The organism is Kitasatospora sp. NPDC057542 (genome assembly GCF_042801945.1).
Classification (GTDB): Bacteria; Actinomycetota; Actinomycetes; order Streptomycetales; family Streptomycetaceae; genus Kitasatospora.
The window spans coordinates 1-15,284 of sequence record NZ_JBHVFE010000197.1; the positions used below are offsets into that span (position 1 = coordinate 1).

General features: G+C 70.7%; 16 protein-coding genes and 1 riboswitch. Of the genes, 13 read left to right on the top strand and 3 right to left on the bottom strand.

The features are described 5' to 3' along the window. On the top strand, nucleotides 1-1,473 hold a 1,473-nt coding region (locus tag ACFU7Y_RS23685; RefSeq protein WP_380769578.1), incomplete at its 5' end, for a globin domain-containing protein. Here ACFU7Y_RS23685 and ACFU7Y_RS23690 read toward each other — a convergent pair. Next, on the bottom strand, nucleotides 1,474-2,043 hold the full coding sequence (locus ACFU7Y_RS23690) for an NUDIX domain-containing protein (protein WP_224279737.1): 570 nt from the start codon (nucleotides 2,041-2,043) through the stop codon (nucleotides 1,474-1,476). 238 nt (nucleotides 2,044-2,281) lie between these two features. Between ACFU7Y_RS23690 and ACFU7Y_RS23695 the strand changes: the two genes are divergently transcribed. Next, nucleotides 2,282-3,097 carry an IclR family transcriptional regulator gene (locus ACFU7Y_RS23695; RefSeq protein ID WP_380769579.1) on the top strand — a complete coding sequence of 272 codons (816 nt, stop codon included), beginning with the start codon at nucleotides 2,282-2,284 and terminating at the stop codon, nucleotides 3,095-3,097. Between the two features lie 197 nt (nucleotides 3,098-3,294). Further along, nucleotides 3,295-3,720, top strand: a complete 426-nt coding sequence (locus ACFU7Y_RS23700) for an SsgA family sporulation/cell division regulator (RefSeq protein ID WP_224279734.1) — start codon at nucleotides 3,295-3,297, stop codon at nucleotides 3,718-3,720. Nucleotides 3,721-3,819: 99 nt separating this feature from the next. On the opposite strand, the gene ACFU7Y_RS23705 is transcribed toward ACFU7Y_RS23700, so the two are convergent. Then, entirely contained in the window at nucleotides 3,820-4,200 is a 381-nt protein-coding gene (locus ACFU7Y_RS23705; protein ID WP_224279732.1) for a phage holin family protein, read from the bottom strand. Nucleotides 4,201-4,319: 119 nt separating this feature from the next. On the opposite strand from ACFU7Y_RS23705, the gene ACFU7Y_RS23710 reads away from it, so the two are divergent. From ACFU7Y_RS23710 to ACFU7Y_RS23745, 8 genes are all read left to right on the top strand, one after another. Next, the gene (locus tag ACFU7Y_RS23710) at nucleotides 4,320-4,637 is read left to right on the top strand and encodes a cupin domain-containing protein (RefSeq protein WP_224279738.1); all 318 of its coding nucleotides are present in this window, start codon (nucleotides 4,320-4,322) and stop codon (nucleotides 4,635-4,637) included. A 25-nt stretch (nucleotides 4,638-4,662) separates the two neighbouring features. After that, nucleotides 4,663-5,334, top strand: coding sequence for a thiaminase II (tenA, locus tag ACFU7Y_RS23715; RefSeq protein WP_380769580.1), 672 nt, complete (start codon nucleotides 4,663-4,665; stop codon nucleotides 5,332-5,334). A 268-nt stretch (nucleotides 5,335-5,602) separates the two neighbouring features. After that, nucleotides 5,603-5,803, top strand: coding sequence for a DUF5326 family protein (locus ACFU7Y_RS23720; protein ID WP_049653234.1), 201 nt, complete (start codon nucleotides 5,603-5,605; stop codon nucleotides 5,801-5,803). A 163-nt stretch (nucleotides 5,804-5,966) separates the two neighbouring features. Beyond that, nucleotides 5,967-6,101, top strand: a riboswitch (TPP riboswitch). After that, nucleotides 6,096-7,904: a phosphomethylpyrimidine synthase ThiC gene (gene thiC / locus ACFU7Y_RS23725; RefSeq protein WP_224279719.1), complete on the top strand. Its 1,809-nt coding sequence runs from the start codon at nucleotides 6,096-6,098 to the stop codon at nucleotides 7,902-7,904. Its footprint overlaps the riboswitch before it by 6 nt. A 149-nt stretch (nucleotides 7,905-8,053) precedes the next feature. After that, nucleotides 8,054-8,359: a hypothetical protein gene (locus ACFU7Y_RS23730; protein ID WP_224279717.1), complete on the top strand. Its 306-nt coding sequence runs from the start codon at nucleotides 8,054-8,056 to the stop codon at nucleotides 8,357-8,359. A gap of 483 nt (nucleotides 8,360-8,842) precedes the next feature. Continuing rightward, the gene (locus ACFU7Y_RS23735; protein ID WP_380769581.1) at nucleotides 8,843-9,631 is read left to right on the top strand and encodes an ABC transporter ATP-binding protein; all 789 of its coding nucleotides are present in this window, start codon (nucleotides 8,843-8,845) and stop codon (nucleotides 9,629-9,631) included. Beyond that, nucleotides 9,631-10,899, top strand: coding sequence for an ABC transporter permease (locus ACFU7Y_RS23740; protein ID WP_224279713.1), 1,269 nt, complete (start codon nucleotides 9,631-9,633; stop codon nucleotides 10,897-10,899). Before ACFU7Y_RS23735 ends, ACFU7Y_RS23740 begins: the two co-directional genes overlap by 1 nt. Next, nucleotides 10,892-11,539, top strand: a complete 648-nt coding sequence (locus ACFU7Y_RS23745; protein WP_224279711.1) for a hypothetical protein — start codon at nucleotides 10,892-10,894, stop codon at nucleotides 11,537-11,539. The genes ACFU7Y_RS23740 and ACFU7Y_RS23745 overlap by 8 nt, the downstream gene beginning before the upstream one ends. Before the next feature lie 128 nt (nucleotides 11,540-11,667). Here ACFU7Y_RS23745 and ACFU7Y_RS23750 read toward each other — a convergent pair whose 3' ends face one another. Continuing rightward, nucleotides 11,668-13,059 carry an FAD-binding oxidoreductase gene (locus ACFU7Y_RS23750; protein WP_224279702.1) on the bottom strand — a complete coding sequence of 464 codons (1,392 nt, stop codon included), beginning with the start codon at nucleotides 13,057-13,059 and terminating at the stop codon, nucleotides 11,668-11,670. A gap of 264 nt (nucleotides 13,060-13,323) precedes the next feature. Here ACFU7Y_RS23750 and ACFU7Y_RS23755 point away from each other — a divergent pair, with 264 nt between their 5' ends. After that, nucleotides 13,324-13,761, top strand: a complete 438-nt coding sequence (locus ACFU7Y_RS23755) for an SRPBCC domain-containing protein (protein ID WP_224279700.1) — start codon at nucleotides 13,324-13,326, stop codon at nucleotides 13,759-13,761. A gap of 263 nt (nucleotides 13,762-14,024) precedes the next feature. Beyond that, on the top strand, nucleotides 14,025-15,257 hold the full coding sequence (locus ACFU7Y_RS23760) for a hypothetical protein (protein WP_224279698.1): 1,233 nt from the start codon (nucleotides 14,025-14,027) through the stop codon (nucleotides 15,255-15,257). Nucleotides 15,258-15,284 lie beyond the last annotated feature (27 nt).

Consider the following 15,284-nt stretch of genomic DNA (forward strand, 5'->3'; position numbering starts at 1 on the left):
GACGCGCCGACGGCGGTGCTGCCGCCGGTGTCGCTGCTGGAGCCCGTCCGGCCGGTGATCCCGGCCCGGCCGGTGCAGCCGCCGGCCGTCCCCGCGCCCGGGCCGACGGCCGCGCCCGCCCCTGCCCCCGTGCCCGCCCCCGCGTTCCGCCCGCTGTTCGTCGACGCGCCCGGCCTCAACCGGGCCGGCCCGGGCGACCGGTGGAGCGAGGCCTGGGGCGTGCGGACCCCCGCCGGACGGCTTCCGGCCGCGCCCCCCGCCGCCGCGCTGCCGGCCGCCGGGCCCGACCGGGCCGCCGGGGACCCGCCGCTCACCGCCCGGGACGTCGAGCTGGTCCGGGCCGGCCTCGCCGCCGTCGAGCCGGTCGCCGACCGGGCCACCGCGCACTTCTACGCGCTGCTCTTCCTGCGCCACCCCGAGCTCCGCTCGTTCTTCCCCGCCGCCATGGACGCCCACCGCGACCGGCTGTTCCGCACCCTGCTGGCCGTCGTGCGCGAGATCGACCAGCCGGTGGCCCTGCGCGCCACGCTGGCCGGGCTCGGTCGCAGCCACCGCCGGTACGGCACGCTGACCGGCCACTACGTCGTGGTGGAGGAGTGCCTGGTGCAGACGCTGGCCCGGTACGCGGGCGGCGGCTGGGGCGCCGAGGCCGAGCAGGCCTGGCGCCGCGCCTACCGGATGATCTCCTCGACCATGGTCGAGGCCGCCGAGGAGGACGCCCGCACCTCGCCGCCCTGGTGGCAGGGCGAGATCGTCCGGCACGAGCGCCGCACCCGGGACGTCGCGGCGATCACCGTCCGGCCGGACCAGGCCTACCCGTTCCGGGCCGGGCAGTACGCGGCTCTGGAGACGCCCTGGTGGCCGCGGGTCTGGCGGCACTACTCCTTCGCTTGCGCGCCCCGCCCGGACGGGCTGCTGACCTTCCACGTCAAGGCCGTCCAGGCCGGCTGGGTGAGCAACGCGCTGGTCCACCGCGCCGTGCCCGGGGACGTCCTGCGGCTCGGTCCGGCGGCCGGCTCGATGACCGTCGACCACGCGGCCGGCCCGGACCTGCTCTGCCTCGGCGGCGGCACCGGCATCGCACCGATCCGCGCCCTGGTCGAGGAGGCGGTCGAGCACGGCGCGCCCGGCCGCCGGGTCGAGGTGTTCTACGGGGCCCGTCGCGTCGAGGAGCTGTACGAGCTGGACGGGCTGCGCGAACTGGCCGCGCGCCACCCCTGGCTGACGGTCAGTCCGGTGCTGTCCGGCGGCGGGCCGGCCGGCGGTCCGCTTCCCGGGGGAGGTTCGGCCGGCGGCCTGCTGACCGGCGAACTGCCCGAGGTGGTGGGCCGGTTCGGCCCGTGGACCGGCCGCGAGGCGGTGCTCAGCGGGCCGCCCGCGATGGTGCGCCAGGGCGTCGGGGTGCTGCTGCGCACCGGGGTGCCGGCCGAGCGGATCCGGCACGACCCGGTCGGCGACCCGGCCGCCTGGTGATCACCCGAGGTCGGGAGCGAGGAGCGCGCGGATGCCCTCGATGTTGGCCGCCAGGTACGCCCGCAGCCGGGGCGGGACCACGTTGACGGAGGTGACGCCCTCGCGGGTGAACGGAAGCCGGACCACCTCGTACTCGCCGTTGGGGTCGGTCACCTCGGGCCCGTGCCGCCGGCTGAGGTCCATCGAGGCGAGCCGGCAGACGAAGAAGTGCTGCACCTTGACCCCGTGCGGGTGCGGCAGGGTGCCGCCGTCGATGAGGGTCCCCCCGGCCGGAGGATGGGGGAGGGCGTGGCTGATGGTGTCGACGAAGGCCGGCACCACGTCCACGATCTTGCCGCCGAGCTCCTCGTCGACCTCGCGGTGCAGCGCCTCGACCACCGTCCGGTCCTCGCGCTCGACCCCGCCGCCGGGGGTGATCCAGTACGGGTGCGGCGCGCCCGGCCGGACCCGCCGGATCAGCACGATCGAGGCCGGGCCGTACGGATCGTCCGGGTCCAGGTCCAGCAGGATCGCCCGCGCGGTGCGCTTCACGACCGGGCGCGGTGGCGTGATGCGGTTCTCGGGGCCCATGGCCACCTCCGGGACTGGCGCGTTGTGCGGGAGTCTCCCGCACCGGGGAGGGGGCGAAACCAGGGGAGCGGGTCGAAACGCACCGGGAACGGGTCGAAACGCCGACCCGGTCGGGTGCATCCGTTCGGGGGCCCGTTGTGCTGCAATGAGCAGCTATTGGGCAAATCGGAGGTTTCGCTCCGCACGCCCGTTCTGGGCACGGACCTGTACGTGGGACTCGGGCTGGGGGTTGGGTGGCATGGATCGGATCGCACAGTCGTTCGAGAGAACACGGCCGTTCGAGATCGTGCGGGATTCCCGGACGGCCGCGCCGCGGCGCCCGGCGGTGGACCGCGGGCCCACCCTGACCGGCTCCGTCCAGCGGGCGCTGCGGCTGCTGGAGGCCGTCGGGGGCTTCCGGCGCGGCGCGACCGCCAAACAACTGGCCCGGGCCGCCGAACTGCCTCTCGGCACCGCCTACCACCTGCTGCGCACCCTGGCCCACGAGGGTTACCTGCGGCGCTCCGAGGGGCGCTTCTTCCCCGGGGAGGCGCTCGACGGCATAGCCCGGTCCTGCGACCACGACCTGCGGACGCGGATGCAGTCGTTACGGGACGAACTCGGCGCCGCCGTCTACTTCGCGCTGTACCGGGACGGTGAGGTCCACGTGGTGGAGGTGGTCGAGGACCCGAACCGCCCCGCCGTCGAGCCCTGGGCGGACTTCCGGGCCACCGCCCACGCGCACGCCATCGGCCAGTGCCTGCTCGGCCAGCTGCCCGAGGAGGCGCGCCGCGACCACCTCGCCCGCCATCCGCCGGCCGGGCTCACCCCGTCCACCCTCACCGGCGAGAGCGCCGTGCTGCGCCGGCTGGCCACGCTGCGGCCGACCATGCCCGTGCTGGAACGGCAGGAGTACGTGCTCGGCACGGTCTGCGCGGCCGTCCCGATCACCATCGGCCCGGTGGTCGCCACCATGGCCCTGTCGCTTCCGGTCGAACAGGCCGACCGGTTGGCCTCCGCCGCCCGCCAACTGCGGCGCGGGGTCGGGGCGATGAGCCCCGCGTTCATCCTCTGACACTACTTGGTCTAGACCTTCTCCGGTTCGTTCACCATTTGAAAAAGCACACCTTGTCCACTACGTCGCCAAACGTGGACGATGATGATCGAACGTGGATTGGTTGCATAAACCGTCACAGAAACCGTCGAAAACATGTCCGGTCGCCATCGGGCCAAGCGAACCGACGGTGCGGGCAGAACGAGAGGTACTGGCGCATGCAGCACAGCACGGTCCAGGGTCACCTGGTGATGAACCTCGTGGTCTCGCACGAGCTCTCCTTCCGCCTCCTGGTGGACCTGACGTACGAGGCCGACGACCCGTACGCCGTCCGGCTCACCTTCCACCTGCCCGGCGACGCCCCGGTCACCTGGTACTTCGCGCGGGAGCTGCTGCTCGACGGGATCAGCGGACCGGCGGGCGAGGGCGACGTGCACATCCGCCCGGTCGGCGAGGAGCCCTCGGAGATCTGCATCGTGCTGCGCTCCCCCGACGGCGACGCCCTGCTGCGCGCCTCGTCCGCGCCGCTGGTCGCGTTCCTGGCGCGCACCGACCGGCTGGTGCCGATGGGGCAGGAGCTCACCGGACGGGACATCGACGCCCAGCTCGCGGACCTGCTCAAGGGGCGTGAGAACGCGGGGTGAGTGCTCCGGCGGCGGCAGCCCGCACAGGCACGGCGAAGGGGCCCGTACCCGGTGGAACACCCGGGTGCGGGCCCCTTTCGGCTGTCCGCACGACACCGGTCAGTCGTCGTCCAGGGCCAGGTGCAGGCCCCACGAGACCAGGCTGATGATCAGTGAACCGACCAGTGCGGCACCGAAGTTGACCACGTGGAAGTCCAGGTTCAGCCTCCCGGAGGCCCAGGAGGTGAGCATGAGCATCAGGGCGTTGATCACGAAGGTGATCAGGCCCAGTGTGAGGATGAACAGCGGGAACGAGAACAGCTTGACCACCGGCTTGATCAGCCAGTTCACCACGCCGAAGACGACGGCGACGCCGAGCACCGTCAGCGCCTTGTGCTGCCAGTCCGCCGTGCCCTGAGCCAGTCGGATGCCGCTGACGATCCAGGCGGCGACCCAGATGGCCGCCGCGTTGATCAGTGTCTTGATGACGAAACCCTTCATGCGGCCCAAGCCTGGCAGCAACCCCGGTCCCGGCGGAACCACCATGCGGCGGGGTGGTGTTGAATGCGCCAGGGCGCGGAGGTGGACGGACGGGCCCGAGGACGAGGGAGGACGGCGCGGTGAAGCTCTTCCGGCTGGACGAACTGGACGCCGAACGGGCGGCCAACGACGGTGCGTACCTGCGGTTCCTGCGCGAACCGCGGATGTCCGCCGGGCTGTACGCGCTCGCCCCCGGCGACACCGACACCCAGACCGCGCACGACCAGGACGAGATCTACCAGGTGATCAGCGGCCGGGCCGAGCTGACCGTCGGCGCCGAGACCGCGACGGTCGGGCGGGGCACCGTGGTGTACGTGCCGGCCGGTACCCCGCACCGCTTCCACCACATCACCGAGGAGCTGCGGGTGCTGGTGGTGTTCTCCCCACCGGAGGACTGAGCACCCCGGCGGCTAGGGTCGCGTCATGAGCACCAAGACGCTGACCGAAGAACTCTGGGCGGCCATCGAGCCGGTGTACGCCGAGATCCTCGCCCATCCCTTCCTGGCCGGGCTCACCGACGGCACCCTGCCGCGCGAGGCCTTCCGCCACTTCGTCGTCCAGGACTCGCACTACCTGCGCGACTACGCCCGCGCGCTCGCCGTCTGCGCGGCCAAGGCGCCCGGCGAGGAGGACGTCCGGGCCTTCGCCGACGACGCGGTCGGCGCGCTGGCCGCCGAGCAGGGCATGCACGCCGAGTTCCTGACCGCCTTCGGCGGCAGCGCCGAGGAGGCCGCCGCCGAGCCGGTGCTGCCCACCACCCGGGCCTACACCAGCTACCTGCTGGCCACCGTCTACGGCGGCTCCTTCGCCGAGGCGGTCGGCGCGGTGCTGCCCTGCTACTGGATCTACGCCCGGGTCGGCGAGGCGCTGCTCGCCCAGGGCTCGCCCGACCCGCTGTACGCCAAGTGGATCGCCACCTACGGCGACGAGGCCTTCCAGTCGGTGGTCCGCCGGGTGCTGGCGCTCACCGACCGGCTCGGCGAGGAGCTGTCCGCGGCCGAACGCCGCAAGGTGGTCGAACACTTCGTGACCACCTCGCGCTACGAGTGGATGTTCTGGGACGCCGCCTGGCGCGGTGAGCGCTGGCCGGTCTGAGCCGTGCGGGCGCGCCTGCCCGTCCCCCGGCAGGGCCCGGACGACGGGCGGGCGGTGGCGGGTCGGCCCGTGACGCAGGAGCCGGCCGGGTCGGCGGCGTCGACGTCTCGGGGGTCACCCGGGGGGTCGGAGTCGGGGTGATCTCGGGGTTCTCTCCGGGCCGTTGGGCCTCGTTCCGGCACTCACGCCACCGTACGATCGAAGTACCGAAAGCAAGCGGGATGCGGCACCGGACGGCGGCCGACCCGAGGGGAGAAGAGGAACCGACATGGCTGAGCTCTGGAAGTCGCTGCCCTCCTGGGTGCGCAACATCGTCATCCCGGTGCTGGTCCTGGTGCTGGCCTGGAACATCGTCGCGTTCGTGTTCGGCGTCGTCGGCGCACTGCTCTCGATCGTGATCAAGCTGCTGGTGGTGGTCGGCATCGCGGCCGCCGTGGTGGTCCTGGTGAAGAAGGCCGCCAAGAGCTGACCGGTCACCCCGTAACGCCGCCCTGAGGCCCGGCCCCCCGCGAGGGGGGAGCCGGGCCTCGGGCGTTCCCCGAGGGGTGCCGGTCGGCCGGGCGGGCCGTGACGTGCTCTGGACCTGCGGCGATCCGCTCGCTACGGTGTTGGGCGTCGTGTGCAGGCAACACCGCCTGCGACGCGGGAGCTCGGAGCACCGGGCTGAGAGGACGCTGACCGGGACGTCGACGGACGGACCGACGGCTGCGTCGACCGCAGGAACCTGACCGGATAATGCCGGCGTAGGGAGTAGAGGTCAGATGACCACGTTCGAAGCACAGCCGCAGTCTGCCCAGGGCGCCCCCAGCAGCGAGCGCACCGGCTACCCGGCCCCGGCCTGGCGCAAGGCCTACCGCGAGGGATCGCGCCCCGACCTGCGCGTTCCGTACCGCGAGGTGCAGCTCACCAACGGAACGTCCGTCCCGCTGTACGACACCTCCGGCCCGTACACCGACCCGTCCTACGAGCCCGACGTGCGGCGCGGCCTGCCCGCGCTGCGGGACGCCTGGATCCGCCGGCGCGGCGACGTCGAGGAGTACGACGGCCGCGAGCCGCGTCCCGAGGACGACGGGATCAAGCACACCTCGCCGCGCGGCGGGAACCTGCGCAACCTGGACGCCGTCTTCCCCGGCCGCCCGCGTCGCCCGCTGCGCGGTCGCGCCGGTGCCGCCGTCACCCAACTCGCCTACGCCAAGCGGGGCGTGGTGACGCCGGAGATGGAGTTCGTGGCGCTGCGCGAGGGCCTCGCGCCCGAGTTCGTGCGCGCCGAGGTGGCCCGCGGCCGGGCCGTCATCCCGGTCAACGTGAACCACCCGGAGGTGGAACCGGCCGTCATCGGCACCAACTTCCTGGTGAAGATCAACGCCAACATCGGCAACTCGGCCGTCACCTCCTCGATCGAGGAGGAGGTGGAGAAGATGACCTGGGCCACCCGCTGGGGCGCCGACACCGTCATGGACCTCTCCACCGGCCGCAACATCCACACCACCCGCGAGTGGATCCTGCGCAACTCCCCGGTGCCGATCGGCACCGTGCCGCTCTACCAGGCCCTGGAGAAGGTGGACGGCAAGGCCGAGGAGCTGAGCTGGGAGGTCTACCGGGACACGATCATCGAGCAGTGCGAGCAGGGCGTCGACTACATGACCGTCCACGCCGGCGTGCTGCTGCGCTACGTCCCGCTCACCGCCCGCCGCAAGACCGGCATCGTCTCGCGCGGCGGCTCGATCATGGCGGCCTGGTGCCTGGCCCACCACCGGGAGAACTTCCTCTACACCAACTTCGAGGAGCTCTGCGACATCCTGGCCTCCTACGACGTCACCTTCTCGCTCGGTGACGGCCTGCGCCCGGGCTCGATCGCGGACGCCAACGACGAGGCGCAGTTCGCCGAGCTGAAGACCCTCGGCGAGCTCGGCCGGATCGCCCGCGAGCGGGACGTCCAGGTGATGATCGAGGGCCCGGGCCACGTCCCGATGAACAAGATCAGGGAGAACATGGATCTCCAGAAGGAGATCTGCGACGAGGCGCCGTTCTACACCCTCGGCCCGCTGACCACGGACGTCGCCCCCGGCTACGACCACATCACCTCGGGCATCGGCGCCGCGATGATCGCCTGGTGGGGCACCGCGATGCTCTGCTACGTGACCCCCAAGGAGCACCTGGGCCTGCCCAACCGGGACGACGTCAAGACCGGCGTGATCACCTACAAGATCGCCGCCCACGCCGCCGACCTGGCCAAGGGCCACCCGGGCGCCCAGGCCTGGGACGACGCCCTCTCCGACGCCCGCTTCGAGTTCCGCTGGGAGGACCAGTTCAACCTGGCCCTCGACCCGGAGACCGCCCGCGACTTCCACGACGAGACCCTCCCCGCCGAGCCCGCCAAGACCGCGCACTTCTGCTCGATGTGCGGCCCGAAGTTCTGCTCGATGAAGATCAGCAAAAGCATCAATGAGCAGTTCGGTCAGGGTCAGGCCTCGCCTGAGTACGACGAGGAGGCCGTCGAGGGCATGAAGGCCATGTCCGACGAGTTCAAGGCCCAGGGCAGCAAGGTCTACCTGCCGATGGCGGACTGACCCAGGACACCTGAGCGCCGCCCCGAGAGCTTTCGCTTCTCAGGGCGGCGCTTCGTCGTTCCTGGCCTGCCCGGGCATCCGTCTACGGGGGCGAGTACCTGACCGAGTACGTCTACCGCCAGCCCCGGACCTCGGCGGACGTCGCCCAGTTGGTCGAAGCGGCCGACTGTGACCCGTTCCTCGGTTACGGCTGCGACGGTGACGCACACTGGACGCCGGAGGCGGTCCGGGAGTGGTGGCGTGACCGCGGTCGGATCACGCAGTACCTCTCCGAGCACGACTGGGACGGCATCGATTGGGCCCGGCAGGGAGTAGGAGCCGCGGTCCGGGACTACGAGTCCTACATCGCCGGTGGCCTTGCGATGGACCTGCGGGTCTACCTCTACTGGCCGGAGGAGGGCAGGTCTCCCGCCCCCGACGATCGACTGCCCCAGCTGCAGTCGACAACACTCTGATGTGGCGGCTTCGGGCTGAAGTTGTCGTCGATGAAGATCTACCAGAAGGATCCGCGACGAGCACGGTGACGGTTCGACGGTCGTTTCCAGCGAGTTCGACGCCGAGGCCGAGGCCGGCATGCAGGCCATGTCCGAGGAGTTCAAGGCCCAGGGCAACAAGGTCTACCTCCCGCTGGCCGACTGACCAGGGGGACCGCGCGGGCTGCTGCACTCGGGAGTTGGATCGGTTCCCCTGTGCAGCAGCCCGCGCGTTGTTCATGTGCCGGCAGTGGCGCGTGCACGCCCGCACGGCCCGACCGTGCGGTGATGCTGTGGCAGCCGATCCCGCGCGCCGTTCTTCGGGAGCCGTCTGGTGGAGGCCGAATCCGGCGAGTCACTATCTGATCGATAGTCAGTTTGAGGGCGTAGCAACCCTGCCGTGGTAGCGTCCGCCTGATCGGCCTGGGGGCGGTCGATGACTGAAAAGTCTCGTGGGGGGACAACGTGGGATCCGTTCAGACCGGGACCGAGTGTCTCGACTTCCAGCCGAGCGTGGTGGTCCGCGGGTTAGGGCAGGGATACGGCAGCAAGAGGGTGATCTCAGACCTCGATCTGGAGGTCGGCCCGGGTGTCACCGGCCTGCTCGGTCCCAACGGGGCGGGTAAGACAACACTGTTGAGAACCCTTGCGACCGTCGTTCCGCCTCGCGAGGGTGAGATCGAGATCTGCGGGATCAGGGTCGTCTCCGAGGACACGGCTCGGCGTGCCCGCCGAGGTATCGGATATCTGCCCCAGGACTTCGGCTACTACCCCTCGTTCTCGGTGTACGACTTCGTCCGGTACTGCGCGTGGCTCAGGGAAGTGCCGGCGTCGGTGGCGGACCGCGAGACGCGACGCGTGATCGAGGCCGTGGGACTCTCCGATCGCGCCTCGGCCAAGATGAAGTCGTTGTCCGGTGGGATGCTCCGTCGGGCGGGGATCGCGACCGCGATGGTCGGCTCCCCCCGGTTGCTCCTTCTCGACGAGCCGACTGTCGGCCTGGACCCGGCGCAGCGGCTGGAGTTCCGCGAACTCATCCGGTCGCTCAGTGACAGCGCGGTGATCCTCAGCACCCACTTGGTGGAAGACGTCTCTGCTGTCTGCAGCAGCGTCGCGGTTCTGAGCGAGGGGAGATTCGTCTTCCGAGGAACTCCGGCCGAGTTGACCGAGGCCGCGGCTGCGGACGCTGTCGGTGACAGTCCGCTGGAGCGCGGATACATGACCGCCTTGGGCGCCCCGGGGGTGCGCCGCTGATGCGGATCTACTGGATGGAGGTCAGGCGCTCACCCCTGCGCTGGTGGCTACCCGTTCTGCTGGCGCTCGACTTCGCGGCGATCTTCGGGCGAAGCCAGTGGTGGATCGGTGTCTGGCCGCAGGCCAGCGTGGCTGCGCAGTTACCCTCGCTCTATTTCGGGCCGGCCCTCGCCGCCTCGGCGGCCTGGACGGCCGGACGTGCTCGGCGGGCGGGGATCACCGAGCAACTCGGTGCCTCGGCTCGACCCGCCTGGCAGCTGGAGCTGGCGCAACTCGCCGCAACGCTCAGCTACGGAACGCTGGTCTACCTCGTCGGCGCCGTCTCAGCCGCCGTTGTGAGCGTCTCGGATGCCGGGCCGGGCTTCCTGTGGCCCGGATACCTCCTGCTGGGCTTCGGCGTCATGGTCGGCTGCGCCGGTCTGGGACATCTGGTCGGCCGATGGTCGGCGTCTCCCTACGCGGCGTCCGCGGTTTGCGGCCTCGGCTGCTTCCTCTTCGTGGCCTGGATCGGAGGGCCGTCCGCGTTGGACCTGTTCATGCTCTCCGGCGATCCGTTCGTCAAGGTGGCCGTATCACCGCTCTTGGTTCGGCTGGCACTTGGCTGCAGCTTGGCGGCCATAGCGGTCCTGGTGGCCCGGCCCGGCTCCCGTCTGCGTGGCCGGGTCGGGTGGCGGGCAACGGCCACACGGCGGTTCGCCGCGCTGGGAGCGGTAGTGGTCTTCGTGCTGGCCGCGGTGGCCGTCGGGCCCGCCGGCCCGATCCGGGTCCAGCGAGCGGCAGCAACCGAGCCGCTGTGCTCCGAAACCGCCCCCCGGGTCTGCCTCTGGCCTGAAGACCGCAAGTACCTTCCCGAGGCGACGGCGATGGCGGGCCGGATGTCCAAGCTCCCGACGGGCATGTTCACCGTGCCGGGCGACTTCTACGAGCAGGGTCTCCGGAGTGGCCAGATGAATGACTTCTACATCTTGGAAGGCTCTCTCTGGGATCCGGCGATCAGCATGGGAAGCGCGATCGTCCACTCCGAAGTCCCGCCGTTCTGCGACAAGGTGGACAGGAAACTGGCGGATCGGATCGGCCTGGCTTCAGGCGAGTTGTCCATGTGGTTGGCCGTGCGCATCTACGGGGGAGGTCGGCCCGAGAGCATGCACGGTGGGCCGCCCGGCGTGGACATGGAGGCTGTCGCACGCCTGGCCGCGCAGCCCGAGGAGACGCAGATCGCCTGGGCGCGGCAACGCCTGCAAACACTCCACTCGGTGACCTGTGTCTGATCGCATCGCCACCGTCTGGAGATATGCACGGGTCCACCATGCCTACGGTCTGGCTGTCGGTCTGGCGCTTGTGACAGCCTGCGATGCCCTGTTCGGCTCCATCAACATCTCGATTCCGGCCGGAAACGCGGCCGGTGTGGCGGTTGTTCCGTTCCGACGGGAGCTTCCCATCGCATTCGCGGCACTTGCGGCAGGAAGCCTGCACAGCGTGATGGCCGACATGGAGCGCGCCGCCTCCAAGACCTTCCGTACGTACGAGGTGACGCACGTCGTCGTCGTCAGTGCTGTGACGGTGGTGCTGCTCGGCTCGGCGGAGGCGATCTTCACCACGACGGAGCTGGCGGTCGTGATGATGCGGGCGCTGCTGATCTGGCTCGGCCTGGCCCTGCTTTCCGGCCGGATCTTCGGCTGGATGCTCTCCTGGATTCTGCCGGTACTCACCATCTTCCCGTTGACGTACTACGGAGCCGGAGACCTCGGACGGCATCGTTGGTGGGACTGGACCGGTCAATCCTCGGCCTCCCTCCCCTGCTGGCTCTTGGCAGTGGTCAGCATGGCCATCGGTGCAGTGGCCCTGGGACTGACGCCGTGGAGGATGCGTGGCCGCCGGAGTACGACGGGGAGGCCGTCGAGGATGTGAAGGCCGCGTCCAAGGAGTTCAAGGCCCAGGGCAACAAGATCCACCTCCCCCTCGCCGACTGACAGCCGGAAGCGCCGACCCCGTGCTCTACGCTCCGGGTCGGCGCTTCGCCGTCTCGGCAGCCGTCGTCATCCGGCCACGCTCGTGATCCGGGGCCGGATGTTGTGGTTGACGTGGAAGAGGTTGCCGGGGTCGTAGGTCTGCTTGACGGCGACCAGGCGGGCGTAGTTGTCGCGGTAGTCGGCGGTGACCCGCTGCTGGTCGTCGGCACTCACGAAGTTGACGTAGCCGCCGGCAGCGGAGTGGGGTTCGAGGGCCGCGTAGTAGTCGCGCACCCATGCGATGTTGGCCTCGGAGTCGGCCGGGTCGGGCCAGGCCCCGACGATCACGGTGGCGAAGTTGGCGTCGCGGTAGGAGAAGGCCGTGGCATCGGGGGCGACCCGGTGGACGGCGCCGTTGAGCGGATAGACGTGGCAGGCCGAATTGACCGTCGGCAGCCGCGGACCGTACTCGACGTGTGCGGCGATCGCTCCGTCGGTGAGCTCGGTGGAGAACGCGCCCTTCCAGTACTGGTGCAGCCCGGGCGGCAGCAGCGCGTCGAACATGCCCACCAGCGCCGGGTACGGCATCGGGCCGACCATCTCGGCGACCACCGGCGCCACCTCGCGGTACGGCCGCACGGCCCGCTCGGCCTCCTCCATCGAGCCGATCCAGCAGACGACCACGATCACGAAGGTGTCGCCGTGCCGGTCCGCCGGGATGAACGGCAGCGGGGGTGCGATCTGGAAGCCGGGGAAGACGCTCAGCTGCTCGGGGGCGTCGACGATGGCATCGCGGTAGAACCGCATGATCTCGGCCGTGTGCCCCAACTCGTAGAAGAACAGCCCGGCATAGACGTCCTTGACCGGGGAGAGCCGGTACTCGAAGGAGGTCACCACGCCGAAGTTGCCGCCCCCGCCGCGCAGCGCCCAGAACAGGTCGGGGTGGCTCCGCTCGTCGACGACCAGGAACCGGCCGTCGGCCGTCACCAGGTCGGCGGAGAGCAGGTTGTCGCAGGTCAGGCCCAGGCTGCGCGCCAGGTACCCGAAGCCGCCGCCGAGGGTGAGCCCGCCGACCCCGGTGGTGGAGATGATCCCGCCGGTGACGGCGAGGCCGAAGGGGTAGGTCGCCGCATTGAGGTCCGCCAGGGTGGCCCCGCCCTCGACCCGGGCCGTCCGTCGTTCCGGGTCCACCCGGACACCGCGCATCCCCCCGAGATCGGCCACGATGCCGTCGTCGCAGGTCCCGTACCCCGGGACGCTGTGCGACCCGCCGCGGACCGCCAGGTCCAGTGCGTTCTCCCGGGCGAAGTCCACCGCGGCCATGACGTCGCCCGCGTTGGCGCACCGCACGACCACGGCCGGCTTGCGGTCGATCATGGCGTTGTAGACCCTGCGGGCCCCGTCATATCCCTCGTCGCCGGCACTGACCACCGCACCGTGCACCCGGCCCGTCAACTCTTCAACCGTCTGTTTGCTCATTGCGCCGCTCCTGCTGTGGGCCCCGTCCTGCCGGCGGAACGGTCGACGCACCCCGCCGACGGTCCCTGGTCGGCCACCTCTCACGCTACGCCGCGCTGCGGGACGGCCCCACCGGACGCGAGCCGGTCCGCCGGCCCCGGGTGGCGCGGTCGTCGGTGGTGGGGAAAGTCGGTCGAAGAACTTTCGCGGGGAGCGATGAGTTTCCGGAGCGGCCGCGGTCTACCCCTGTGCAAGCGATCACGCGACCACGGAGGAGACACCGAGATGACCGAGAACCTGGGCGAGCTGACCATCACCCGTGAGCTGCCGGGTGCCCCGGCCGCCGCGTTCGAGGCGTACTTCGAGCCGGAGCAGTTCGTCCGCTTCTGGGGTCCGGTCGGCACCCACGTGCCGCTGGAGACCGTGACCATCGAGGCGAAGGAGGGCGGGCGCTACGACAGCACCATGGTGGTCGACGCGACCGGCGAGCGGTACCCGCTGAAGGCCGAGATCGCCGAGATCCGGGCCGGCGAGTCCTTCACGATGGTGGAGGAGGGCTCGGGCATGCGGTCCACCCTCACGTTCACCGAGCTCGGTGAGGGCCGCACCCGGGTGGTGCTGCACCAGACCGGGGTGCCGGAGATGTTCCGCGGCCCGGAGGCCGAGGCGGGGCTGAACTCCAGCTTCGACCGGCTGGTCGAGCACCTCGCCGGCCGGAACTGACCCGGCGCGCACGGTGCTTTCGGGGTGCCGTCCCGGCCCGGTCCACGGGCCCGGGGCGGCGCTCGGTCGTCGCGTCAGGACCTCCACATCCGGCTTCCGGGGCAGCGCGGAGGGATTTGTCTATTTAGTCTCATGGCCGATAACTGGGAATTCGAATTCTTTGGCCCACCGAATGTTCGTCAGCTATTCTCCGCCTGGCGCGCAGGGGGGAATCCACGCGTTGCCGCGGAAGATGGCGGCCATTTCGGACTTTTGGGGTTGAGTTGAGACTTCGACGCGCAATTCTGGCGGCCTCGCTGGTCGCGTCCCCGCTCGCGCTGGCCCTGCCCGCACAGGCGGCGGGTCAGGACACGGACCACTCCGTCCGGATCGAGGGCTTCGCCTCCGTGGAGGCGGGTGGTGGCTGGTCCGAAGGCGCGGTGACGGTCAAGAACGACGCGGACGCGCCCTACACCGGTCAGCACCTGGTGATCTACTTCGGCAGCAAGGTGCTCGGCAAGGACCAGGTGGCCGCCGAGTACGCGGATGGTGCGTCCGGTAGTTGGCAGCCGGTGAAGCTGGTCGACCAGGACCTCGGTGTCGACCCGGCCGGCTACCAGGGGGTGGCGACCGACCTGACCGGTGCCGGGGTCGAGGTCCAGCCGCACTCCGCGCGGACCTTCAAACTGCGGTTCAAGCTGCTGCAGTCCACGCACGAGGGGCCGTGGGTGAGCGTCGGTCTGCAAGCGTTCCTGGCACCGACGTTCGGCGCGGACGGTCAGGCCAAGAACTGGACGGTCCAGGCGCCGGGTGCGTCGGCCAAGACGACCGGGCTCACGACCGCCTTCACCGGTCTGCCCAAGTCCGTTCCGGCGGACGGGAAGCCGCACGCCTTCCAGGTCTCGATCAAGACCGCCAACGGCTTCGACTGGCACCTCACCAGCGCGGCCTTCTTCGTCTGGGGCGGTCAGAAGTACGGCTCGATGAGTGGCCCGGCCGCCTGTGACGCCCAGCTGGACGTTCAGGACCCGAAGGACAAGAGCTGGCACAAGGTCGGCATGGCGGCCGTCGGGATCGGCGACCATGACGTCGACCTGGCCAAGTGGGCCACGGGCCCGGTGGACAACCGGGTGCTCAACGCCAGGATCACGCTCGGCAAGAACTTCAAGACCGACACGGACGCCTCGCTGGGCTTCGGCAACTTCCCGGGTTCCACTGAAATGCTGTTCTGGACCAAGCAACCGATCGCCGCCGCGCCCGTCGAGGGCGCCCCTGAGTGCGTCGACCCGAACGCACCGGCCCCGACACCGAGCACGTCCTCCGCGCCCGCCGTCCCGGCCTCCGTGTCCACCACCACGCCGGCGGCCCCGGCGCCGGTCACGGTCGCCGACACCAACCGGGCCGAGCTCGCCGACACCGGCTCTCGCGGTCTCGGCCTGACGGCCGGGATCGCCGGCGCCCTGGTGGTGGCGGGCGGAGCTGCGATCGTCCTGACGCGGCGCACACGCCGCGGCTGAACCGACGGCGAAGCGCCGTCCCGGGAG

Coding starts and splice junctions, on each gene's coding strand:
- ACFU7Y_RS23690 (WP_224279737.1), bottom strand. CDS start 2,043: ATGGGCCCCGAGAACCGCATCACGCCACCGCGCCCGGTCGTGAAGCGC.
- ACFU7Y_RS23695 (WP_380769579.1), top strand. CDS start 2,282: ATGGATCGGATCGCACAGTCGTTCGAGAGAACACGGCCGTTCGAGATC.
- ACFU7Y_RS23700 (WP_224279734.1), top strand. CDS start 3,295: ATGCAGCACAGCACGGTCCAGGGTCACCTGGTGATGAACCTCGTGGTC.
- ACFU7Y_RS23705 (WP_224279732.1), bottom strand. CDS start 4,200: ATGAAGGGTTTCGTCATCAAGACACTGATCAACGCGGCGGCCATCTGG.
- tenA (WP_380769580.1), top strand. CDS start 4,663: ATGAGCACCAAGACGCTGACCGAAGAACTCTGGGCGGCCATCGAGCCG.
- ACFU7Y_RS23720 (WP_049653234.1), top strand. CDS start 5,603: ATGGCTGAGCTCTGGAAGTCGCTGCCCTCCTGGGTGCGCAACATCGTC.
- thiC (WP_224279719.1), top strand. CDS start 6,096: ATGACCACGTTCGAAGCACAGCCGCAGTCTGCCCAGGGCGCCCCCAGC.
- ACFU7Y_RS23740 (WP_224279713.1), top strand. CDS start 9,631: ATGCGGATCTACTGGATGGAGGTCAGGCGCTCACCCCTGCGCTGGTGG.
- ACFU7Y_RS23750 (WP_224279702.1), bottom strand. CDS start 13,059: ATGAGCAAACAGACGGTTGAAGAGTTGACGGGCCGGGTGCACGGTGCG.
- ACFU7Y_RS23755 (WP_224279700.1), top strand. CDS start 13,324: ATGACCGAGAACCTGGGCGAGCTGACCATCACCCGTGAGCTGCCGGGT.